23 protein-coding genes are annotated in these 22,925 nt (G+C 66.8%); 9 read left to right on the top strand and 14 right to left on the bottom strand.

What is annotated here, in order from left to right:
- Position 1: 1 nt before the first annotated feature.
- Genes ACFXNW_RS16800 through ACFXNW_RS16770 form a run of 7 tightly spaced genes read right to left on the bottom strand, consistent with a single transcriptional unit; the run spans position 2 to position 5,858 of the window.
- The gene (locus tag ACFXNW_RS16800) at positions 2-487 is read right to left on the bottom strand and encodes a glutathione peroxidase (protein WP_379418572.1); all 486 of its coding nucleotides are present in this window, start codon (positions 485-487) and stop codon (positions 2-4) included.
- Positions 484-1,707 (bottom strand): cytochrome P450, encoded by a 1,224-nt coding sequence (locus tag ACFXNW_RS16795; RefSeq protein WP_379418571.1) that lies wholly within the window; start codon positions 1,705-1,707, stop codon positions 484-486. The genes ACFXNW_RS16800 and ACFXNW_RS16795 overlap by 4 nt, the downstream gene beginning before the upstream one ends.
- A gap of 23 nt (positions 1,708-1,730) precedes the next feature.
- Positions 1,731-2,981, bottom strand: a complete 1,251-nt coding sequence (locus ACFXNW_RS16790) for a hypothetical protein (protein ID WP_379418570.1) — start codon at positions 2,979-2,981, stop codon at positions 1,731-1,733.
- Positions 2,982-2,985: 4 nt separating this feature from the next.
- Entirely contained in the window at positions 2,986-3,537 is a 552-nt protein-coding gene (locus tag ACFXNW_RS16785; RefSeq protein ID WP_379418674.1) for a nuclear transport factor 2 family protein, read from the bottom strand.
- Positions 3,537-3,785 carry a ferredoxin gene (locus ACFXNW_RS16780; RefSeq protein WP_379418569.1) on the bottom strand — a complete coding sequence of 83 codons (249 nt, stop codon included), beginning with the start codon at positions 3,783-3,785 and terminating at the stop codon, positions 3,537-3,539. Before ACFXNW_RS16780 ends, ACFXNW_RS16785 begins: the two co-directional genes overlap by 1 nt.
- The gene (locus ACFXNW_RS16775) at positions 3,782-4,597 is read right to left on the bottom strand and encodes an SDR family oxidoreductase (protein ID WP_379418568.1); all 816 of its coding nucleotides are present in this window, start codon (positions 4,595-4,597) and stop codon (positions 3,782-3,784) included. The genes ACFXNW_RS16780 and ACFXNW_RS16775 overlap by 4 nt, the downstream gene beginning before the upstream one ends.
- Before the next feature lie 55 nt (positions 4,598-4,652).
- Complete coding sequence (locus tag ACFXNW_RS16770; RefSeq protein ID WP_379418567.1) at positions 4,653-5,858, bottom strand: cytochrome P450; 1,206 nt, start codon at positions 5,856-5,858, stop codon at positions 4,653-4,655.
- 300 nt (positions 5,859-6,158) lie between these two features.
- On the opposite strand from ACFXNW_RS16770, the gene ACFXNW_RS16765 reads away from it, so the two are divergent.
- The 8 genes from ACFXNW_RS16765 to ACFXNW_RS16730 all read left to right on the top strand — a co-directional run bounded on the left by ACFXNW_RS16765 (position 6,159) and on the right by ACFXNW_RS16730 (position 14,814).
- Positions 6,159-7,634 (top strand): aldehyde dehydrogenase, encoded by a 1,476-nt coding sequence (locus ACFXNW_RS16765; protein ID WP_379418566.1) that lies wholly within the window; start codon positions 6,159-6,161, stop codon positions 7,632-7,634.
- Between the two features lie 32 nt (positions 7,635-7,666).
- Complete coding sequence (locus ACFXNW_RS16760; RefSeq protein WP_379418565.1) at positions 7,667-8,419, top strand: SDR family oxidoreductase; 753 nt, start codon at positions 7,667-7,669, stop codon at positions 8,417-8,419.
- The gene (locus tag ACFXNW_RS16755; protein WP_379418564.1) at positions 8,416-9,315 is read left to right on the top strand and encodes an NAD(P)-dependent oxidoreductase; all 900 of its coding nucleotides are present in this window, start codon (positions 8,416-8,418) and stop codon (positions 9,313-9,315) included. The genes ACFXNW_RS16760 and ACFXNW_RS16755 overlap by 4 nt, the downstream gene beginning before the upstream one ends.
- Positions 9,315-9,743: a carboxymuconolactone decarboxylase family protein gene (locus ACFXNW_RS16750; RefSeq protein WP_379418563.1), complete on the top strand. Its 429-nt coding sequence runs from the start codon at positions 9,315-9,317 to the stop codon at positions 9,741-9,743. Before ACFXNW_RS16755 ends, ACFXNW_RS16750 begins: the two co-directional genes overlap by 1 nt.
- Before the next feature lie 194 nt (positions 9,744-9,937).
- Positions 9,938-11,410, top strand: coding sequence for an FAD-dependent oxidoreductase (locus ACFXNW_RS16745; RefSeq protein WP_379418562.1), 1,473 nt, complete (start codon positions 9,938-9,940; stop codon positions 11,408-11,410).
- A gap of 19 nt (positions 11,411-11,429) precedes the next feature.
- Complete coding sequence (locus tag ACFXNW_RS16740; RefSeq protein WP_379418561.1) at positions 11,430-12,008, top strand: TetR/AcrR family transcriptional regulator; 579 nt, start codon at positions 11,430-11,432, stop codon at positions 12,006-12,008.
- A 20-nt stretch (positions 12,009-12,028) separates the two neighbouring features.
- Complete coding sequence (locus tag ACFXNW_RS16735; protein ID WP_379418560.1) at positions 12,029-12,505, top strand: nitroreductase family deazaflavin-dependent oxidoreductase; 477 nt, start codon at positions 12,029-12,031, stop codon at positions 12,503-12,505.
- Positions 12,506-12,603: 98 nt separating this feature from the next.
- Positions 12,604-14,814, top strand: a complete 2,211-nt coding sequence (locus ACFXNW_RS16730; protein ID WP_379418559.1) for a molybdopterin oxidoreductase family protein — start codon at positions 12,604-12,606, stop codon at positions 14,812-14,814.
- Positions 14,815-14,830: 16 nt separating this feature from the next.
- Here ACFXNW_RS16730 and ACFXNW_RS16725 read toward each other — a convergent pair whose 3' ends face one another.
- The 5 genes from ACFXNW_RS16725 to ACFXNW_RS16705 form a co-directional block, all read right to left on the bottom strand.
- Complete coding sequence (locus ACFXNW_RS16725; protein WP_379418558.1) at positions 14,831-15,604, bottom strand: nucleotidyl transferase AbiEii/AbiGii toxin family protein; 774 nt, start codon at positions 15,602-15,604, stop codon at positions 14,831-14,833.
- Entirely contained in the window at positions 15,601-15,981 is a 381-nt protein-coding gene (locus tag ACFXNW_RS16720) for a type IV toxin-antitoxin system AbiEi family antitoxin (protein WP_379418673.1), read from the bottom strand. Before ACFXNW_RS16720 ends, ACFXNW_RS16725 begins: the two co-directional genes overlap by 4 nt.
- Positions 15,982-16,369: 388 nt before the next feature.
- Positions 16,370-16,981: an MBL fold metallo-hydrolase gene (locus tag ACFXNW_RS16715; protein ID WP_379418557.1), complete on the bottom strand. Its 612-nt coding sequence runs from the start codon at positions 16,979-16,981 to the stop codon at positions 16,370-16,372.
- Complete coding sequence (locus ACFXNW_RS16710) at positions 16,978-18,063, bottom strand: S-(hydroxymethyl)mycothiol dehydrogenase (protein WP_379418556.1); 1,086 nt, start codon at positions 18,061-18,063, stop codon at positions 16,978-16,980. The genes ACFXNW_RS16715 and ACFXNW_RS16710 overlap by 4 nt, the downstream gene beginning before the upstream one ends.
- A 180-nt stretch (positions 18,064-18,243) precedes the next feature.
- On the bottom strand, positions 18,244-19,476 hold the full coding sequence (locus tag ACFXNW_RS16705) for a cytochrome P450 (RefSeq protein WP_379418555.1): 1,233 nt from the start codon (positions 19,474-19,476) through the stop codon (positions 18,244-18,246).
- A 210-nt stretch (positions 19,477-19,686) separates the two neighbouring features.
- Here ACFXNW_RS16705 and ACFXNW_RS16700 point away from each other — a divergent pair, with 210 nt between their 5' ends.
- Entirely contained in the window at positions 19,687-20,241 is a 555-nt protein-coding gene (locus ACFXNW_RS16700; protein WP_379418554.1) for a TetR/AcrR family transcriptional regulator, read from the top strand.
- A 393-nt stretch (positions 20,242-20,634) separates the two neighbouring features.
- On the opposite strand, the gene ACFXNW_RS16695 is transcribed toward ACFXNW_RS16700, so the two are convergent.
- Positions 20,635-21,798, bottom strand: a complete 1,164-nt coding sequence (locus ACFXNW_RS16695; protein WP_379418553.1) for a histidinol-phosphate transaminase — start codon at positions 21,796-21,798, stop codon at positions 20,635-20,637.
- A gap of 236 nt (positions 21,799-22,034) precedes the next feature.
- Positions 22,035-22,877, bottom strand: coding sequence for a GNAT family N-acetyltransferase (locus ACFXNW_RS16690; RefSeq protein WP_379418552.1), 843 nt, complete (start codon positions 22,875-22,877; stop codon positions 22,035-22,037).
- Positions 22,878-22,925 lie beyond the last annotated feature (48 nt).

Raw genomic sequence — 22,925 nt, 5'->3', positions numbered from 1 at the left:
GTCAGAGCAGCGCCTCGACGGCGGCGACCAACGCGGCATCGTCCGGAGTGGTGCGTGGCCGGAACCGGCCCGCCACCGCACCGTCACGGCCGATCAGGAACTTCTCGAAATTCCACTGGATATCGCCTGCCGCGCCCTCGGTGTCGACGGTCTCCACCAGAGGCCGGTAGAGCGCGTGCCGCTCGTCACCATTGACGTCGACCTTCTCCAGCAGCGGAAAGTCCACGCCGTAGGTCATCGAGCAGAACTGCTGGATCTCCTCCGCGGTCCCCGGCTCCTGGCCCATGAACTGATTGCACGGCACACCGACGACGCTGAACCCACGCTCGCCGTAGCTCTTCTGCAGTTCGACCAGGCCCGAATACTGCGGGGTCAATCCGCATTTGGACGCCACGTTCACCAGCAGCACGACTCGGTCCCCGACCAGTCCGGTGAGCGTGGACGGCTCACCGGAGATCGTGCGCACCGGAATGTCTCGAACGTTCACTCGTATCGCACCTGCCAATTCTTGATTCCGTTGATCCACCCCGAGCGCAACCGTACCGGATCGGCGACCGACCGCAGGTCGGGCATCGCGTCGGCGATGGCGTTGAACATGAGGTCGATTTCCAGCTTGGCCAAGTTGGCCCCGACGCAGTAGTGCGTGCCGGTGCCGCCGAAACCGACGTGCGGATTGGGATCGCGGAGGATATCGAAGGTGAACGGGTCGGCGAAGCCCTCTTCGTCGAAATTGGCGGAACTGTAGAACAGGCCGAGGCGCTGGCCCTTGGTGATGTGCTGTCCGCCCAGCGTCAGGCCCTCGGTTGCGGTGCGCTGGAAGGCGGTCACCGGGGTGGCCCAGCGCACGATCTCGTCGGGTGCGGTGCGTGGGCGTTGCTGTTTGTACAGCTCCCACTGGTCGGGGTTGTCCACGAACGCTTTCATGCCGTGAGTGATCGCGTTACGGGTGGTTTCGTTGCCCGCGACCGCGAGCAGGATGACGAAGAACCCGAATTCGTCGGAGCCGAGTCCTTCACCGTCGATATCGGCATTGACCAGCTGGGTGACGATATCGTCGACCGGATTCCCCCGGCGCTGCTCGGCCATGTTCCAGGCGTAGCCGAGGATTTCCGCCGAGGCCATGGTGGCATCGCCGTACTCGGGGTCGTCGTAGTTGAGCATCTGGTTCGACCAGTCGAACAGTTTGCGCCGGTCCTCCTGCGGCACGCCGAGCAGTTCGGCGATCGCTTGCAATGGCAACTCACAAGCGACCTGGGTGACGAAATCCCCACCGCCGGTCTTCTTCGCCTCGTGCACGATCTTGGCGGCGCGCTCGGTCAGCGCCGCGCGCAGTCCTTCGACCGCGCGCGGGGTGAACCCCTTGGAGATGATCCGGCGGATCTTGGAATGTTTCGGCGGATCCATATTCACCAGCAGCGCGCCGGTCACCGACATCTGTTCCGGGGTGATGTCGCCGGGCAACCGGATGATGGCGCCCTTGTCCTGCGAGGAGAACAGCTCCGGGTTGCGCGAGATCTCTTTGATATCGGCCAGCTTGCTGACCACCCAGAAACCGCCGTCGCGGAAACCACCTGAGGTGTCATCGGATTGGGCGTTCCACCACACCGGCGCGGTCCGGCGTAGCAGCGCGAATTCTTCGACCGGACTGCGCTCGGCCCATAATGCGGGGTCGGTGAAATCGAATCCCGGCGGCAATATCGATGTCATTGGGGTGTCCTTTCTGGAATCGATCACACGACCGTGAGGGGCAGCGGGATGCCGCGATCGCTGAAGGCGAAGCCCGCGCCGGTGCTGACCTTGGCGATCGCTACCTCGATCGCCTCCCGGAAGGGTTCATCGGCCTGCGCGATCGTGACAGTCCATTCGTCGTCGGCGGTGATGACCTCGTCCACGTGGAAGCACGGATTCACCCCGCGCACCATGGCATCCAGCGGCTGGGTGTGTTCGGCGTCGATCAGCGCAGGCCACGCACGGTCGCTGACGGCGTCGCTGCGTTGCGGGAAACGCAGACGGACCGTGGTGTCGCTCGCCTCGACCCGGATACCGGTGTACGGCAGCGGATTGAACGCCGGATGCCGCCGCAACACCTCGGCCAGCGCCGCGACATCGGTGCCGAGCCCGAGCGCATTACGCAGCCGTTCGGAGGTGAGCCCGGCGATACCTGCGAACTGTTTGCGCAAGATGGCGGCTGCGGACTCTGGATCGGTCCGCCTGCCGACCGCGATCCCGAAGGCGAGGGTGAGCAGATGCTGCTGTAGGCACACCTCGTCGGCCAGCCGGATCAAGGCCGAACGAGAGAAGTCGCCGAAGCGGATATCGCTGAGCAGCGGACCGGAATAGTCGCCGCGGCCTTCGTCGTCGGGGTCGATCGCGGTCAAAGTGGTATGCGCGGCGGCCGATTCCGCCACCAGCTCCGCGCCCTCCGGAATGGGTGGCGGGGTATTGGCCGGATCGATGGTGACCGTCCACGCGCACACCGGTGTCCGGTCGGCCGGCTCCCGCGGCGGGCGATGCACCGGCCGGACCTGAGCATGCGGATTGGTGGCCAGCGCGGTGGCATCGAAGGTGGGGTCTTCGATGTCGTGGCACATGGCGACCACGAAATCCCGGCCGAGCGGCTCGACGTCGGCGAGCGCACCACAGTGGTCGAGCCAGAATTCGCCGTGCCGGTCATCGTGCAGGCGGTACCGGAAATCCATGAACTGCGGCGGTGCGCCGATATCGAGCTGCAAACCTTTGAAGATGGTCTCCACATCGTCGCCGGTGAATCGCAGGGCCTGTTGCGTGCGGCGGGTGTAGACCGGGCTGGCCAGCTGCCATTCGGTGATGGCCACCTCGGTCATGCCTTCGCGCCCGAAAGCGCCGATGGTGTGGGCCATTCCGGAGCGATCGATGAGATGCCCACACAGCAGCAGTTCGGGCAGCAGCGTCGCCAAGGTATTCCGGGACAGGCCCGCGTAGTTGCTCACTGGTTCGGACATGGCATCACCACAGCGGGACAGGGGATTCGCCGATGCGGTACCAGCCCGGCAACGGCTCGCCCGACACCGAACGCTGGATGCGTTTCTGCATGCCGTCGGTCAGCGCGTTCTGCTGGATCATCTCCACGAACAGGTTCGACACATTGCCGAAATCGAAGAAGTCACGCTGCCAGGACCATCGGAAATCGCCACCGTATCGGAACCAGCTGCCGCCGATGCCTTCCGGACTGTAATGGCGGCCGTCCTCCCTCGTCGCTTCCGCGAGCTGCTTCCACAGGCCGATGACGTTGCCGGAGCGTTCATCGATGACGAATTCCTGGTACGGATAGGTCCACCCCTCCAGCCCCTGCATTTCCTGCACCAACGCCAGATCACGGATCTCGTCGCGCCCGACCGCCATGAATTCCTGGGTGGGGCCGTAGTTCCAGCCGTAGGTGGCGTCCTCGGTGTACATCTCGGCCAGCGGCGCCCAGTCACCTTTGTCCTCGCAGTCCCGGTTCGCCTCCACCCAGCGCCGCACCATCTCGTCGAGTTCCGCGCGGTCGAAACCTGCCATCATCGTCTACCTTCCTGCGATGTCCCGGCTCCGCTCGGCGCGGAATCGGAGTCCGCGTCGTCGACGATCGACAACGCCTGGGTCGGGCAGTAACGCACTGCCCGTTCGATATCGGGACGGGCGGCGGCATCCGGGGTCTCGTCCAGGATTTCCACCTGCCCGCGTTTGGGCACCGTGAACACCTCGGGGGCTTCGTCCTGGCAGACCGCATGCCCCTGGCACAGATCCAGATCCACCCGGATTCTCACCGCCTGCCTCCTTCTGGTTCGCGGTTCGCGGTGCGCCGTTCCCGCAGCGGCGCTTCTGGCTGAACCTCGACCGACACCAGGTGCGAGCCGCGCGGCGTGGACACCACCGCCACCACCGCGGCGGCCAGATCGGACGCGCGCAGCATGTACGGGTGCCGGGCGAAACCCCAGTCCTTCCAGTCCTCGAGCAGCGGGCCGACCACCTCAGGCGTCGAATTCATACCCATGCCGGTGAGCGTCGGACCCGGACGGACCATGGAGGCGCGGATGCCGCTGCCCTCCAACTCCATCTGCAATTGGGTGACCATGTTCTCCAACCCGGCTTTGGCGGCGCTGTAGGCACCCGTACGCGGCCGCGGCGCGGGCGCGCAGTCGGAGGTGATCAGCACCAGATCGCCCCGTTGACGTTCGACCATCCCCGGCAGCACGCGATGCACCAGCCGATGCGCACCGATCAGATGGACCTGAACCTGCTGGGCGAACCGCTCCGGGTCCATCTCCTCGACCAGTGCGAAGTCGATATCGCCCGCACCGGACACCATGATCTCGGCCGGTCCGTGCGCGTGTTCGCCGGCCTGGACGAATTCGTCGACCGAGGCGGTGTCGGTGACGTCGAGTCGCTGCGCGATGGCCTCGCCGCCGTCGGCCCGGATCTTCCCGGCCAGCTCTTCACATAGTTCGACGCGACGGGCGCCGAGCGTCACCGGGTGGCCGAGTTCGGCCAATGCGATCGCGGTGGCGGCGCCGATGCCGGAGGACGCGCCCGCGATCAGGGCGGGTCGCCGGGCGGGGTGGGGTTCGAAGCGCGGCATCAGCGCACCTCCTGTCTCGTGGTCTGATCGGAGCGAACGAGCGCTGCGTGGTCTCTCATCGGGCTCGCACCGAAATCGGTAGCCGGGCGAACCCGCGCACGTTCGTCGAATGCACCCGTTCCACACCGGCGGCGTGCACTTCGTAGGCCCGGGTCCTTGCGGCGAATTCCTCCAGTGCGACGCAGGCTTCCAGCCGCGCCAGATGGGCGCCGAGGCAGAAGTGCACGCCCGCACCGAAACTCACCAGCGAACCCTTGTCGGTGCGTTCGATGCGGTAATCGTCGCCGTCCTCGAACACCGCGGAATCGCGATTGGCCGAACCGATCACCAGCAGCACCTTCGCGCCGGCCGGGATGACACCGCCGTGCCGCGGGATATCGACGGTCGCGGTGCGCGCGACGATCTGGCTGGAAGTGTCGTAGCGCAGCGTCTCCTCCACCCAGTCGGTGACCAGCCCCGGGTCGGCGACGACCTTGGAGTACTCCCCCGGATTGTGCGCACCCCAGTACAGCGCGTTGCCGAGCAGCTTGGTGGTGGTCTCGTTGCCTGCCACGACCATCAGGAACATGAAGCCGATGATTTCCTGATCGGTCAGCCGATCGCCCTCGATCTCGGCGTCGAGCAGTGCCGAGGTGAGGTCGTCGACGGGTTGGCGGCGCCGCTGCGCGACCATCTCGGTGTAGTAGCCGATGAGCGCGACCGAGGCCTCGATCGCGCCCATCGGCACATCCAGGACACCGTCCTCGCGGTGCACCACCAGATCGGCGAGCCTGCGGATCTCGGCGCGGTCCGCGACGGGCACACCGAGCATTTCGGAGATGACGTCCATCGGCAGCTTGCCCGCGAAATCCTCGATCCAGTCGAATTCCTCGCCCGCGAACGCCGGTTCCAGATGTTCGAGGGTGAGCTCGCGGATGCGGTCGGACATCTCGGCGACCCGCTTCGGCGTGAAACCCTTGAACACCAGCCTGCGCATCCGCATATGCCGCGGATCATCCATGGCCAGGAACGACATCACGTGATGTGCGTGCGGCCCCCATGCGGCGGGATCAAGCGACACCCCGTTGGCGCTGGACAGGCGGGTGGCATCACGGAAACCAGCGAAGACATCCGCGTGCCTCGACAACGCCCAGAAATCCAGATCGGGGTTGTAGTACAGCGGCGACTCGGTGCGCAGCCGCTGATAGACGGGGTAGGGATCTTCGTGGAAGCCGTAGTCGTAGGGATCGAAGATCAGTGGTTCCACCGACGCGGTCGTCATCGCACCCACCTCGCATTCAGCAACCAGTTCTTACCGGAGATCCGGCCGCCACCGTGCGGTAGAGACACATAGCTGGACATGTGTCTGGACGGTACCAGCGTCCCGTCTCGCCGACAACGATTCGCGCTGTTTATCCAGCACGATGGCCATTTTCCGAAGAATTTCCGATGCCGCGCAGAGTTGGCGCCACGACCGCGACACCCCTGGGCAACCCCCGCCCGCTCTAGAACAAGTTCTTGCCTAACCGAAAGAAGCCGGACTATATTCCGTACACCTGTCCAGACACTTACGGAGTCAGCCATGAACAGTCTGCTGTCCACCGGCGGCCCCGCGCTGATCGGCGGAACGCTGATCACCGAGGGCGGCGCCGGCGTCTTCAGCACCGTGAATCCCGCGACCGAAGAAGTGCTCGGGCACGCCGCCAACGCCGACGCCGCCGATATGGACGCGGCCATCGCCGCCGCCAGGCGCGCCTTCGACGACACCGATTGGTCCCGCGATCACGCCTTCCGCGCGCACTGCCTCACCCAGCTGCGCACCGCATTGCAGGAACACGTCGAGCCGCTGCGTGAGATCACCGTCGCGGAGGCGGGCGCACCGATCATGTTCACCCGCGGACCGCAGTTGGAGGGTCCGATCGCCGACCTGGATTTCGCGGCGAAACTGGCCGAGACCTACAGCTGGGAAACCGATCTCGGTATCGCCGCGCCGATGGGGATCAGCAGCCATCGGGTGCTGCGGCGTGAGGCCACCGGGGTGGTCGGCGCGATCACCCCGTGGAATTTCCCGCATCAGATCAACTTCGCCAAGCTCGGCCCGGCACTGGCGGCGGGCAATACCGTCGTGCTCAAACCGGCACCGGATACCCCGTGGTGCGCCGCGGCGGTCGGCCGGATCATTGCCGAGCACACCGATATCCCGGCCGGCGTGGTGAATATCGTGACCTCCGATGATCACGGCCTCGGCGCCCAGTTGACCGGCGATCCGCGGGTGGACATGGTCAGCTTCACCGGCTCCACCGCCACCGGCCGCGCGGTGATGACCGCGGCCGCGGCCACCATCAAGAAGACCTTCCTCGAGCTGGGCGGCAAATCGGCGTTCATCGTGCTCGACGACGCCGATATCAACGCGGCCGTGGGCGTCGCGGCGTTCTCGGTATGCGTGCACGCCGGGCAGGGCTGTGCGCTCACGACCCGGCTGCTGGTCCCCCGCGCCGCCTATGACCAGGCGATCCAGGTCGCGGCGGCGACCATGGGCAGTATCGCCCCCGGCGATCCGACCGCACCCGGCACCGTCTGCGGCCCACTCATCTCCGCGCGGCAACGCGACCGCGTCGAACGCTATCTCGCGATCGCCCGTGACGAGGGCGGGCGCATCGTGGTCGGCGGCGGGCGCCCGCCCGGACGAGATCGCGGCTACTTCATCGAACCGACGCTGATCGCCGATATCGCACCCGACGCCACGGTCGCCACCGAGGAGATCTTCGGCCCGGTACTCGTGGTGATCCCGCACGACGGCGACGACGACGCCATCCGCCTCGCCAACGATTCCCCCTACGGCCTGTCCGGCGCGGTCTGGGGCACCGATCCGGAACGGATCCGGCGCGTCACCGACGGCGTGCGCACCGGAACGCTGAGCGTCAACAACGGCGTCTGGTACGCGGCCGACGCACCGTTCGGCGGATACAAGCAGTCCGGCATCGGCCGGGAAATGGGCGTCGCCGGGTTCGAGGAATACCTGGAGACCAAGCTCATCGCCACCGCCCGCCCCAGCTGATCGCCCACCACCATCCCTCAGGAGCTCGCATCATGGTCCGTTTCACCGGAAAGTCGGCCATCGTCACCGGAGCCGCCCGCGGCATCGGCGCCGCCTACGCGCAGGCATTGGCCGCCGAAGGCGCGAACGTCGTGGTCGCCGACCGCAATACCGAGCTCGGCACCGCCGTCGCGGAGAAGATCGTCGCCGACGGCGGCAAGGCGGTCTTCGCCGAGGTCGACGTCTCCGATCCCGAATCCGCCGCGGCGCTGGCCGAATTCACCGTCGCCGAATTCGGCGGCATCGATCATCTGATCAACAATGCCGCCATCTACGGCGATATGAAGCTCGACCTGCTGCTCACCGTGCCGTGGGACTACTACCAGCGGTTCATGAACGTCAACCTCAACGGTGCGCTGATCATGACGCGGGCGGTCTGGCAGCATATGGCCGCGCGCGGCGGCGGGTCGATCGTCAACCAATCCTCCACCGCCGCTTGGGTGTACTCGGGCTTCTACGGCCTGGCGAAGGTGGGCATCAATGGGCTGACGCAGCAGCTGTCGTTCGAGCTGGGTGGTTCGAAGATCCGGATCAATGCCATCGCTCCCGGCCCGATCGATACCGAAGCCACCAAAACGGTGACGCCGGGTGTCATCGTCGAGGACATGATCAAGCGGCTGCCGCTCAAGCGGATGGGCACCCCGCAGGACCTGGTCGGCGCCTGCCTGTATCTGCTGTCGGACGAGGCGAGCTGGGTGACCGGGCAGATCTTCAATATCGACGGCGGGCAGGTGTTCCGGTCGTGAGTAGCGCGTCGGCCGGTTTCCGGATCGGTTTCATCGGCTTGGGGAGCATGGGCGCCCCGATGGCCAAGCAGCTGCTCGAATGGCCGGGCGGGCTCACCGTGTGCGATACCCGTGCGGAAGCGCTCGTGCCGTTCGTCGATGCGGGCGCGGAGTCCGCGACCTCGGCCGCCGAGCTCGCCGAGAAATGCGCGGTGATCTCGGTGACCGTCGTCGACGACGCGCAGGTTCGTCAGGTGGTTACCGGTCCGGGTGGCTTGCTGGAAACCGCGGTATCCGGCACGATCATCGCCGTCCATTCGACGATCAGCGATTCGACCGCGGTCGACTTGGCCGCCCGGTGCGCCGAGCATGGCGTCGAATTGGTCGACGCCCCTGTCAGCGGCGGTGCGCCCGGTGCCGGGCGGGGTGCGCTCGCGGTGATGGTCGGCGGCAGCGCGGCGGCGTTCGCCCGGATCCGCGAACCGTTCGGCTGTTTCGGCGATCTCATCGTGCACGCGGGCCCGGTGGGTGCGGGCACCCGAATGAAGCTGGCGCGCAACCTACTGCATTTCGTCGCGTTCACCGCGGTCACCGAGGCCCAGCGGCTGGCCGAGGCGGCCGGGCTCGATATCACCACGCTGGGCAAGGTCGTCCGCCATTCCGACGCCGTGACCGGCGGTCCCGGCGCGATCATGCTGCGTGATCGCACCAGGCCGATCGCCGACGGCGATTTCTGGCTGCCGATCATGCGCCACGTCCGCGATCTCGGCGACAAAGATCTGTCCCTGGCATTGGATCTGGGCGCGCGGCTCGGTGTCGACCTGCCCCTGGCCGGGCTGGCCCGCGAGCATCTGGGACCGGGGCTCGGTGTGCCTGCGAACGACCCGGCGGCCACCGACGCAGAGAAGGAGAACTGATGAGTGAGGCAAACGGCACCGAACCCACCGTGCGCGAGCGCGGCCTGGCGAAGATGGAGGAGGTGTACGGCACTCCGTTCCAGGAGTACCCCGGCGATCATTTCGCGATGACGGCCGATCACCTGTTCGCCAACGTCTGGTCTCGGCCGGGCTTGAGCATCCGGGACCGCCGGCTCGTCCTGCTCGGCGCCCTCGCCGGCCAGGGCCTGATGGATACCGCCGCCATCCAGATCGGCGCCGCACTGCGCAACGGTGAACTCACCGAGGAGCAGCTGCACGAGATCGCGCTGTTCCTGTGCCATTACATCGGCTGGCCGACGGGCAGCAAGCTCGACATCTCGATCAGCACGATCGTCGGGCAGCAGAAAAAGGCGGCGCGCGAGAAACGGGAGAAGGAAGCGTCGTCCGCCGAATCGCCGAAGCCATGAGCACCGCCGCCACCGGGCCACAGAGCGGGACACACCCTGGACAAGATCGGTACGGGTCCACACCATGACTGGAATCGGCACTGTCCACACCGCGCTCGGCGCGCACCCACCACTGCGTTCGGACATCGGTTCCATCCGGGTGAGCAGGCCGACCGCCGCGAACCCGCGAACACGACTTGTGAGGAGCACACATCATGGCTGACACCACGCCGACCACTGTCCGCCCGCTGCCGGTCGGCGAGGTGGCGAGCTGGGATTACACCGCAGACGTCGTCGTCGCCGGATACGGCATCGCGGGCGTTTGTGCGGCCATCGAAGCCGCCCGCGCCGACGCGAGCGTGCTGATCCTGGAACGCACCGGTGGATGGGGCGGCGCGGCGGCGCTGGCGGGCGGGTTCATCTACCTCGGCGGTGGCACCCCGTTGCAGCAGGCGCTCGGCTTCGACGACACCCCGGAGAACATGGCGAAGTTCCTGCTCGCCGCGCTCGGGCCGGGCGCGGACCGCGGCAAGATCGCCGACTACTGCGACGGCAGCGTCGAGCACTACGAATGGCTGGTCTCGTGTGGGGTGCCGTTCCGGGAGGCGTTCTGGGCCGAACCCGGCTGGGAGCCGCCGCACGACGAAGGCCTGATGTACACCGGCGGTGAGAACGCGGCGCCGTTCAACACCATCGCCGACCCCGCCCCGCGCGGCCACGTCCCGCAGATGGCCGATAAGCGCACCGGGGAGAAGGGTGGCGGCTACATGCTCATGAAGCCGCTGGCCGAGACGGCCGAAAAGCTCGGTGTCGGCGTCGAATACGACATGCGCATCCAGCGCCTCGTCGTCGACGGTGACCGGGTGGTCGGCGTGATCGCCAAACGATACGGACAGCAGGTCGCGATTCGAGCCGACCGCGGTGTGGTGCTTGCTACCGGTAGCTTCGCCTACCAGAAGCAGATGATCGAGGGGTACGCACCACGGTTGATCGGACGGCCCGCCGCCGCCATCGAGGAGCACGACGGCATCGGTATCCGGGTGGCGCAGGCGCTCGGCGCCGAACTGGCGCATATGGATGCCACCGAGGTGGCGTTCTTCGGCGATCCGCAGATGCTCGCGCGCGGCATCCTCGTCAACGGGCGCGGTCAACGTTATATCGCCGAGGACACCTATCCGGGCCGCATCGGCCAGGCCACCCTGATCCAACAGGACAATCAGGCCTACCTGGTCATCGGCGAGGCCGCCTACGAGCAGGCGCTGACCACCGAGACCTCGACGCCGTTCTTCCGGCAGCCGCCCACCTGGGCTGCCGAGTCGGTCGCCGAACTCGAAGCCGAGATGGGTTTGCCCGCTGGAGCATTGACCTCGACGGTGCAGGTGTACAACACCCACGCCGCCGAGGGCTCCGATCCGGTGCTCGGTAAGAAGGCCGAGTGGGTGACGCCGATCGACGGCCCGGTCGCGGGCTTCGATATGCGGGGATTCACCGCGGGATTCACCCTCGGTGGCCTGCGGACCGACCTGGACAGCCGGGTGCTGCACGTCGACGGCGAACCCATCGCCGGACTGTTCGCCGCCGGACGCTGCACCTCGGGCATCTGCGCGGGCGGCTACGTCAGCGGGGCCTCGCTCGGCGACGGCAGCTTCTACGGGCGCCGCGCGGGCATCGCCGCGGCCAAGAGCTGAGAATGTAGTATCCAGACACATGTCCGAAGGCGATTCCATCATCCTCGAGGCGACCAGGCGTCGCCTCACCGAGAAGCAGGCCGACACCGTCGACAAGCTGACCAAGGCGGCGGTGGAGGTACTCGCGCGCGAGGGATTCGCCGGGATGACCATCCGGATGGTCGCGGCGGCGGCGGGGGTCGGCACGGCCACCGCGTACACCTATTTCTCGTCGAAGGAACATCTGGTCGCCGAGATCTTCTGGCGGCGGCTTGCGGCCTCACCGTCGCCGGTCAGCGACGACCCGGACACCAAGGTCCGGGTGGTCGCCGAACTCCGCAATATCGCCATGCTCGTCGCCGACGAGCAGCAGGTATCGGGCGCGGTGACCAGCGCACTGCTCGGCCGCGACCCCGATGTGGCGCATCTGCGCGGCCGGATCGGCGGCGAGATCCGCAAACGGATCGTGCGGGCGCTGGGCCCCGACGCCGACGACGATGTCGTCGAATCGCTGGAGCTGCTGTACGCGGGCGCGCTGGTACGCGCGGGCATGGGTTACGGCTCGTACTCCGAAATCGCCGACCGCATCGAAACATCCGCGCTGCTCATCCTGCGCTGACACTCAGGAACGGAACCGACGTGCCGAACAAACGCCCACCCAATCTCGATTCGCCGCTGGTGCCGAAGATCATGAAGTACATGTCGCGCGCGCATGTGTGGCTGTACAAACGCAGCGGTGGCCGAATCGGCAAGAATTGGCGGATCGGGGCTGCTTTTCGCAAGCCCGCGCCGAATCTGCTGCTGGAACATCGTGGGCGGAAATCCGGCAAGCTGTTCACCACACCGCTGGTGTTCCTGGTCGACGGCGCAGACATCGTCGTCGTCGCATCGCAGGGCGGGCTGCCGAATCATCCACAGTGGTACCGCAATCTGCTCGCCGACCCCGACGCCGCGGTCCAGATCGGCACCGAACGCAGGCTGGTGCGCGCCCATGCCGCCGACGACACGGAACGGGCGCGGTTGTGGCCGATGCTGCTGGAGTTGTACGCCGATTTCGACAGCTATCAGTCGTGGACCGAGCGCCGGATTCCGGTCGTAGTACTCGAACCTCGGTGACCGCCTCGAACCGTCGAGAAATCCGACCGTAGTCGGTTATGCCGAGTGGCTTCGCCCGTTAGCGTGGAGCAGGTAGTCGGACGGAAGGGGCGGGAACGATGAGCACGAGGACTGTTGCACGACAGTGCACGCTGTGCGAGGCACACTGCGGGATTCTGGTCACGGTCGAGGACGAACGCGTCACCCGCATCGAGGGCAACCGCGATGACGTGCTGTCGAAGGGCTATATCTGTCCCAAGGCGACCGCGATGGGCGGGCTGCACCACGACCCCGACCGGTTACGCACCCCGGTCCGGCGCGTCGGCGACAGGTTCGAACCGATCGGCTGGGAGGAGGCCTTCCGCGAGATCGGGCAGCGGCTACGGGCGATTCGCACCGCACACGGACCAAGCGCCATCGGCATGTACATGGGCAACCCGGCCGCGCACAGTTCCTCGGTGCTCTACGGGGCACTGTTGCGTGCCGCGCTGCTCACCCGCAACTTCTTCACCGCCTCCTCGATCGACCAGTTCCCGCAGGAATTCGCGGCCTGGCGGATGTTCGGATCCAACGCGCTCATGCCGGTGACCGATATCGACCGCACCGACCGCCTGGTAATTCTCGGCGCCAACCCGGCCGTGTCGAACGGTTCGATCACCACCATGCCGGGCGCCAAACAGCGGATCCGGGACGTGCGCGGTCGCGGCGGCACCGTCGTCGTCATCGACCCGCGGCGCACCGAGACCGCACGCCTGGCCGACGAGCATGTTGCGGTAGCGCCTGGCGGTGATGTGTACCTGCTGCTGGGGATGCTGCATGTGCTGGTCACCGAAGGGCTGTACGACGAACGCGCGGTGCGCGAACAGTGCGCCGACTGGGAGCCGTTGCGCCGCCTGGTCGCCGACCTGACACCGGAGCGGATGGCGCCGCACGCGGGCGTCGACTCGGACACCATCCGGCGGCTGGCTCGCGAGCACGCGGCCGCACCGTCCGCGGTGCTCTACGCCAGGATCGGGGTGTGCCAGCAGGTGACCGGCACGCTGACGCACTGGCTGGTGAATACGATCAACGCCGTCACCGGCAATCTGGACCGGGCCGGCGGCCAGATGTTCGCCACCCCGCCCGTCGACGCCGCCCGCTACGTCAAACACCTGCCGATGGGACACGGCGCGTGGACCGACCGATCCGGTGCGCACAAATCGTTCCGCAGCGAACTACCCGTCGGTGTGCTGGCCGAGGACATCCTCACCGAGGGCCCCGGCCAGATCAAGGCGATGATCACCTACGCCGGGAACCCGGTGCTGTCGACACCGCAGAGCGGCCGGCTGGACGCGGCACTGTCCTCGCTCGACTTCTACGTCGCTGTCGACATGTACATCACCGAGACCACGCGGCACGCCGACATCATCCTGCCGCCGGTCTCGCCGCTGGAGCGCGAAGAGCTCAACATCCTGTTCCCGGTGTTCAGCGTGCGCAACAACGCCCGCTACGACGCCAAGGTCTTCGAGCCGTCCGCCGGTGCTCTCGAGGATTGGCAGATACTGGCGCGACTGGTCACCGAAGTGGTGCCACTGCCCGCGCGCCGAATCACCGGTCGAGCTGTCGACGGTGTGCTCGCCCGAATCAGCCCGCTGCGTCTGACCGCGGCGGCCGTCGCCACCGGCCCCTACGGCATGCTGCGCAAGGGCCGGAAAGGGCTGACGATCAAGCGGATTCGCGAGGCACCCGGCGGGATCGATCTGGGCCCACTGCGCCCGCGCCTGCACGAACTCATCGGCACACCAGACCGCAAGGTGCAGGTGGCGCCGCCCGATTTCCTGGCCGAAGTCCGGCAGATCCTGGAGGACGCGGACGCCGGACGTGCGCTCACCGCACCGGGTGAGGGCTTCGACCTCAAGCTCATCGGCCGCCGCCACCTGCGCAGCAACAACTCGTGGCTGCACAACATCCCGTCGATGATGAAGGGCCGCGACCGCTGCACCGTGCTGATCCACCCCGACGACGCCACCGAACGCGGTCTCGCCGACGGCGATTCGGCCACAGTCGCCTCCCCCGTCGGCGCGATCACACTGCCGGTCGAGATCAGCGACGACATCCGCCCCGGCGTGGTCGCCATCCCGCACGGCTGGGGCCACGGTGAACCCGGAGTCGGCTGGTCCGTCGCCGCCGCCCAGCCCGGCGTCAATGTCAATCTCCTGCACGACCCCGCGCTCACCGACCCGCTCTCAGGAGCGGCGGCGGTGAACAACACGTGGGTGCGGGTCAGCCGGGTATCGACCGAAGCGGCTCGCCCGACCGGGGAATCAGAGGCCATCGCAACACCAACGTAAGTCTGGGGTGAAAGCGCTACGCCTGCCGGTTCTCACCACCGCCTCCGCTGATGTGTGCCCATGCCTGACGAACCGTCTTCAGTGCGGTCTCGGCCGTCACTGTAAGCCGAGTTTGACCAGCCAGCTGCGAATTCCAGTCATGAAGATCGGGTGGCCGTTCGAACAGGTGGGAACCGGGCAGTTTATTGGTCGGCCCATAGCGCCGATACAGATTCCCTGCCGCGTCATCGATCGCTCCGATGCGCGCAAGTGCCCACAAGTCCCACAGATCGCGTGGTGCGCGACGGTCGTGCCAAGTCGCGGTCTTCCCTGCCGCAAAGGCAGATAGCGTCGGCACAAGCAGTGCGGCCGCCGCGACGTCCTGATAGCGCTGTTCGAGACGGCGGCGTTCAGTCGGCCACAGGATGCGATCATGCGACGACAGCAGTTGGACCTTGACATTCAGTCCACTTACAGAGCGAAGGCTGGCAGCGATGGTATCGGGGACATCACTGAGGGACGGCGTCCACTCGAGCCGACCGTACTGTCGCGCGACAGCGCGTGGCAGCGCGGCATCGAGTTCCCGCGCGAGCGCAGTCCTGTTTCCGACCGCGACAAGATCGATGTCTTCGCTGAGTCTCCCCTGCGGGAGGTGAGTGCGGGCGAGTGCGGTTCCGCCGATGAAATGGAGGCGGTCGCCAAATCGGTCGCTGATCACCGCGAGGATATGGGAGATGAGATGGTCCCGTTCGACTTGTTCTGGCGACACCCCGAATACAGCCGCGACAGTGTCTCGTTCGTCGATATTCACGACCGCATCCCAGCCCAGTCTTCGGCGCGCCGAAGCGCCGCCGTCAAGTTCTGCTCGGCGGCGAGTTGCGCAAGTCGCACGAGATCGCTGCTCTGGTAGAGAGTCGCGACGGCGGTGGGCACATCTGCTCCTGCATTGCCGAGCTCCGGGCGTCGCGCGAGATCCAGCACGGTCTGCTCACGCGTGGTCGTCAATGCGGATCCGAGAGGAGTCTCGATGCGCTCTGCGTCGAGTGCATCGGTATCTCGTCGGACGAACCGAACCGTGGCGGGGCGGTCGGTGAGCGCTATCGTCCGATGTTGGCTGGGAACTGCGACTACCCCGGTAGCCAGTCCGCGGGGTATCGCCCCGAGCACACGGGCGGCAGTGACCCCCATCAGAACGGCCCGATCCGGACCATAGATAGTCGAGGCGATACCTGCCGACACGGCCTCCAAGCTTGGTATCCAAGAACGGCCGACATACTCCTGGGGGACCACCACGTAGTAGCCACGCGCCACCCGGTGCAAAACACCACGCTCAGCGAGCCGCGCGAACTCGGGACGGGGATGGGCAAATACTTCCGTGGCGTCCTGTGGCCGGATGGTCCGAAGTGGTGCCCGCCCCAAATCCGGCGGCAGCGGAGCAGCCTGTCGTGAAGTCATACCCATCTCCTTGGAGTATGCATTACGTAGGCTGTAACCCTACGAAATGCATACTCTCCACGCAAGGTGGAGACCTATAGCGCACGGCCCTCGTCTGAGCGCACGCCGATCGCCCTACGATTCAGGCCGAGCTGGGAACGTTGGCTCGCTCGGCCACCAGAGTGGTGTCCGGCCCGTGCCCGGTGTGCACCACCGTCTCCCCCGGCAGCGGGAACAGCCGATCGTTGATGGACGCCAGGATGGTCGGGTAGTCCGAGTAGGACCGCCCGGTGGCACCCGGTCCGCCCTCGAAAAGGGTGTCGCCGCTGAACAGTTCGCCGAGTTCGGGCAGGTAGAGGCAGCAGGAACCCGGGGAATGGCCCGGTGTGTGGATGACCTCGAGGTGGGCAGAGCCGCCGGTGAGCTGCTGCCCGTCGCTCAGCGCGGAGTACTCGATGCCCGGATGGGTCTGCTGCCAGAGCACGTCGTCATCCGGATGCAGGTAGAGCGGGGCGCCGGTGGCGGCCGATAGTTGCGGTGCGACGGTGACGTGATCGTTGTGCGCGTGGGTGCAGACGATCGCGGTGACCCGCCTGCCCGCCACCGCGTCCAGGATCGGGCGCGCGTCGTGGGCGGCATCGATGATCAGCACCTCGGTGTCATCGCCGACCAGCCAGATGTTGTTGTCCACGTCCCAGCAGCCTCCGTCCAGGCAGAACTGGCCCGACGTGACGACCCTGTCGACGCGAGTCACAGCACGACCACCGAACGCAGCACCTTGCCGCCGTGCATGGTGTGGAAGGCGTCTTCCACGGCGTCGAGACCGATCCGCTCGGTGACGAACTTCTCCAGCGGCAACCGACCCTGCCGGTACAGCTCGATCAGGGTCGGAAAATCACGCTCGGGCAAGCAGTCGCCGTACCAGGAGGATTTCAGGGCGCCGCCGCGGCTGAAGAAGTCGATCAGCGGCATCTCGAGGGTCATATCCGGGGTGGGCACGCCGACCAGTACCACCGTTCCCGCCAGGTCGCGGGCATAGAAGGCCTGCTTCCAGGTCTCCGGTCGCCCGACCGCGTCGATCACCACATCCGCACCGAAACCGCCGGTGAGTGCCTGGATCTCGGCCACCGCATCGGTGCTGGAGGCATCGATGGTGTGGGTGGCGCCCAGTTCGAGCGCCCATTCGAGCTTGCCGGCGTCACGATCGACCGCGATGATCGTCGTCGCACCAGCCAGCCGCGCACCCGCGATCGCCGCATCGCCGACACCGCCACAGCCGATGACCGCCACCGAATCGCCACGCCCCACATTGCCGGTGTTCATCGCGGCGCCGAGCCCCGCCATCACGCCACAGCCGAGCAGGCCCGCGACTGCCGGATCGGTGTCCGGGTCGACCTTCGTGCACTGGCCCTCATGCACCAGCGTCTTGTCCGCGAACGCGCCGATACCGAGCGCTGGGGCGAGCGCGGTGCCGTCCTCGAGCGTCATCGGCGTGCTGGCATTGAAGGTGTCGAAGCAGTACCAGGGCTTGCCACGCTTACACGCGCGGCACTGCCCGCAGACCGCCCGCCAGTTCAGCACCACGAAATCGCCGACCTCGACATGCGTGACGGCCTCTCCGACCGTCTCCACGATGCCTGCCGCCTCGTGCCCGAGCAGGAACGGGAATTCGTCGTTGATCCCACCGTCGCGGTAGGTGAGGTCGGTGTGGCACACCCCGCAGGCCTGCACCCGCACCACCACGTCGTTGGGCCCCGGATCCGGGATCACAATCGTGACGAGCTCCACCGGAGCACCCGATCGACGGGCGATGACACCTCGGACGTTCTGCGGCACGATCTCTCCTCTCTGAGCGGGCACGGCCCACGGGCCGACTGTCTCACCGTAGCCGGGGCGGTCGGCGGGCGCGGCGATCTGGGCACCGTGCAGGCCGGATCGCGCGCCGACCTGCGCCGGACGGCACACCGACCCGGGCCGGGCTCCGGATCTCGCGTGGCGCCGCCCCGCGCCGGCGGCTCAACGCGTCCGGACCACCAGCGGAAGGGTGGCGTGCCTGCGCACGAACAAGCTCGGAACCCACTGTGGTGGATCGTCTTCTGCCAGTTCGAATTCGGTGGTGCACGCCAGCAGCGTGGTGATCGCGGCCAGGGCTTCCATGCGCGCCAGGGCCGCGCCGACGCAGTAGTGCGCACCTTTGCCGAAGGCGAGGGTGGTGCGGCCGTTGCGGCGGTCCAGATCGATGGTGTCCGGGTCGGTGAATATGCGCGGGTCTCGGTTGGCCGCGCCCCACAGCAGCAGGAGGTGGCCACCCGCGGGCAGGTCGATATCGCCAAGCGTCGTATCCCGGGTGATGTGGCGGTGATGACCGCGGAACGGCGACTCCACCCGCAGCACCTCGTCGAGAAACGGCGGAATCAACGCGGTCTCGGCGCGCAGCCGGTGCTGCAGATCAGTGCGGCAGGCCAGGATTCGGGCCGAATTGGCGATCAGCCCGGCAGTCGATTCGCCGCCCGCGCCGACCAGCTGCAACAGGATCAGCACCGCCACGTCCGCGTCGAGGTCACCGCCTCGACAGGCACTGGCGAGCACGGCGAGAAGGCTGGTGACCGTGTCGTCGGTCGTCGACAGAGCGGCGGCGAATTGTTGATGCAGATAGCCCGCGAGTTCGGCCGCCGAGCCGACCAGCTGGGCGAGGCGACCTTCCGGCACGATGCCGCCCAGCATCTCGGTGCTGTCGTAAGCCCAGGCGAGTAGCTGTGGCACGTCCTGCTGTGGCAGACCGATCAGGTCGGCGACCACGCCGAGCGGCAGCCGGTCGGCCATGCCGGTCGCGAAGTCGATCCGGTCACCGCGCAGCTCCGCACGCCAGATCCGGTCGACCATCCCGTCCACCAATGGGCCGAGTTCGCGAATTCGCCTGCCGATGAAAGGGAAAACCAGCTTGCGATGCGCGGCGTGCACGGGATCGTCGGCGGTGGCCAGCACGTGCACGGCCTGGCCGCCGCCGTCCATATCGAACACGAGCGGCGCACCGTCCGCCTGGTGGATCATGACGCCGGTCAGGTTCGATGAGAAGTCGTCGGCCCTGGTGGCCGCCTCGGTCACCAAGTCCCAGGTCGACACCAAGAAGAAGTCGGTGCCCGGCACCCGCCACACCGGCGCCTGCTCGCCCAGCATCCGATAGGTCGGATACGGGTCGTCCAGGAACGCCGGGCCGAAAATGTCGATATCGCTCGGTGCCGCTGCCATCGCGCACTCCCGTCCTCGAATCCGTTACCGGATCCGACGCTGCGCCTTGGCCGACACCCCCGTCAACAGAGGTCTCACCCCGAGACAGCCGCTGACGGGCGAGTGGAGACCGAACTCGCACATATGCCCACCACACCTGGAAATTCAGGGTGTACAAATCTATGAATACGTCTCATGCTGAGACACCAGCCCTCATCAGGAGTCGACTGCATGGCGCAACAACGCGAAGACTGGCTCACTGGTGGCGACCGCCGAGCCGCCGCCGTCGCCCGCATCGAATCCGCCGCCACCGAACTGTTCCTCGAACGCGGAATCGACAATGTCGGCGTCGACGAGGTGGCCGCCCGCGCCGGCTGCTCCCGCGCCACCCTCTACCGCCACGTCGGCGGTAAGTCCGCGCTCGTCGACGCCGTACTCACGAAATCGGCGGCGACCGTCAGCGACCGCGTCGCCGCCGCGGTCGGCAGGCACACCGGCCCCCGCCGCGTGGTCGAAGCCATCCTGGCCTCGGTAGCCGCCATCCGCGCCGACCCCGTTCTGTCCCGCTGGATGGCCACCCGCTCCACCGGCGGCGGCGACTACCTCACCGCATCCCCGGTCCTGTCGCGAATCGCCGCCACCCTCACCGGCACCACCGACGACGAAGCCGCCCAATGGATCGTCCGCGTAGTTCTATCGCTTCTCACCTGGCCCCTCCCCGACGCGGCCACCGAGCGCGAGGTGGTGCAGCGCTTCGTCGGGCCGGGTTTTGTTACCCGATGCTGATTTTCAGGTGGCCGGCCCCCGAGATACCGCCGGCCCAGCCGGGTCGACGGCGACGGCGGTCGTCTCAGCGACTAGCTGATTACAGCAGCCCCCAGGCTTGCAGCAGATACGTGACGTTGGCGGCGAGGGATGTCACCGTGTTCGCCAGGTTCAATGCCGACGATCCGAGATCGATGATGTTCACAAATTCCTCCTCATCAGGCCCGACCTTTTACCCAAGGTAGCGAGGTCGCAAACGTGGAGCATCCTCCTCGCGGATGACTCGGCGCCAGACCTGAGGTTGACCTGCGACATCGGTGGGGCCGGTGCGATCGAGACCACATCGTTCGGGCCTCGACTGCAACCACCAGGGCCGGATCCGGCTCCTCGGGCCCGGTCAACCACACCCTCGGCTCACGCCGATTCCGAGGCCCGCAGCCGGGCGCTGACCTCGAGGAAGCGATCGTTTTCTTCCGGGGTGCCGATCGTGACACGCAGGTTCTGCGGTATTCCGACATCTCGGATCAGAACATCGTGTTCGAGATAGCGCTGCCAGGTTCGGGGTGCGTCGGAAAACGATCCGAAGACCAGGAAATTGGCTTCACTGTCGTGAACCCGGAAACCGATGTCCCGCAGAGACTTCGCTACCCGCGCTCGTTCGGAGACCACCGTTGCGGCCCGGACCAGCGTTTCATCGGTATGCCGCAGCGCCACTCGCGCAGCGGTCTGTGTGAGGGTCGACAGGTGGTAGGGCAAGCGCACCAGCAGAACCGCCTCGATGACGGCCGGGGTGGCGACCAGGTACCCCACGCGAGCGCCCGCCAAAGCCAGCGCCTTGCTCAACGTCCTCGTGACCACTAACTTCGCCGGGTACTTCTCGAGGAGGCCGATAGCGCTGGGCGCAGCGGAAAACTCGGCGTAGGCCTCGTCCACGACCACCAGTCCCGGCGCACTGCGCAGCAAGCGCTCCAGATCCGCGTGCCCGAGGAGCGCGCCGGTGGGGTTATTCGGAATGGTCACGAACACGATGTCCGGGCGGTGCTCGATGATCTGGTCCAGGGTGTGCTCGATATCGAGCGAGGAATCCGCCCCGCCCGCGACCGATATCCATTCGGTAGCGAGGCATTCGGCAGCGATGCGATACATCGAATAGGCGGGTGCGACACCGAGCGCACGGCGTCCGGGACCTCCGAAAGCGAGCAGGACCTGCTGCAGAATCTCGTTGGAGCCGTTGGCCGCCCAGACATTGCCTGCATCCACCTCGACACCGGTCTGCCGTGCCACGTAGGCGGCGAGATCGCCGCGCAGCGCGACTGCGTCGCGGTCGGGGTAGCGGTGCAGCTCGGTGGCCACGGCGCGGATCGATGCCATGAGATCGTCGATCATCGCCTCCGATGGCGGATGCGGGCTCTCATTGGTGTTCAACCGCACCGCAACGACCGGTTGTGGCGCACCGTAGGGCGTATGCCCACGCAGACTGTCGCGCAGCGGCAGATCGGCCAGAGTGACCGCCGCAACAGACGGCACGGAAACATGCTCCACGGCAACAACATCGCTACCGACAGCGACCGATCCCATACTGCAAACCTCTCGAGCGTGCGCGACCGACGCCGCGGACAATGCAGTGATCACAGGTCCTAGCGGTCTCGCAACCGCCCTCATTCTGCGCCACCACCACCGTTGGGAAACCTGCTTTCACCATGGGGCTGGCGGGTTGCTGAGCGGGGAACGACCGGCCAACGTTCGGCGTCGGGTCGGCGTCGGCGAATCGCGACATGCCGCGAACCTTCGCATCGAGGCCCCACCGAACGGGCCTACTCGGATCGGTTCCGGAACTCGTAGGCGGTGCAGTTCTCGACCGGCAGGAAGCCCAGCCCACGGTAGAGGCGGTTGGTAAGCGCATTGTCGGTATCGGCGAACAGGCAGACGTCGGCGGATTCGGCCCGGATCACCTGCGAGACATGAGCGGTGAGCGCGCTCGCGTAACCACGACCCCGCGCGACGGGCGGGGTGAAGACAGGGCCGATACGCGCCCAGCCGAAGGAGGCGAGCTGCCGGGCGACGAGGCTGACGGGTTCGCCGCGGTCTTCCCACAACCACCACGAACCCGCGACGATGCGTTTACGCACCGCGTCGGCCGATGGTGGGCCCGCGGGTATGCCGGTTTCGACCCGCATGGCCGTCATCCACGACATACATAGGTCCAGGTCCGCTTCCCCGGCTTGCCGGGCATATCCCGGCACGGTCGGCACGACGAGTTCCTCCAGCCGGTACAGGGTGGTGGCGAAAGCCGGCCGGCAGTCACCACCGAGCGCCTCGCACCAGCGCTCGGCGAATGCGGTAGCGACCGAGGTGATGCCCTCCACTCCGGTGGCCTCCGGCGACGAAGCGGCGAAAGTGTCGGTGACGGCGGGAATGAGATCCGGCGAGAGCGCGCCGAGGTAGACATCGCGATGACCCGCCCGCATGGCGATACCGGTGACCCCGGAGCCGTTGTGCGCCGAGACGAAGACCGGCGTCGTCTTCGGGCTGTCCAGCCCGGAGACGATGTTGTTGACGGTCGTGGCGATCACCGTGTGCCGCAGGGGATCACGGTGCAGAACCGCACCGGCACGATCACGGAACCGGGCAGCATCGCTGGTGGTCTCGATATCCATCTACACAGGCTAGACAGCCGAGCCTGTTGCATACCCGGCCTTTTCAGC

The organism is Nocardia sp. NPDC059180 (genome assembly GCF_042754945.1).
Taxonomy (GTDB): domain Bacteria; phylum Actinomycetota; class Actinomycetes; order Mycobacteriales; family Mycobacteriaceae; genus Nocardia.
This window is presented reverse-complemented; position numbering and strand designations above follow the sequence as displayed.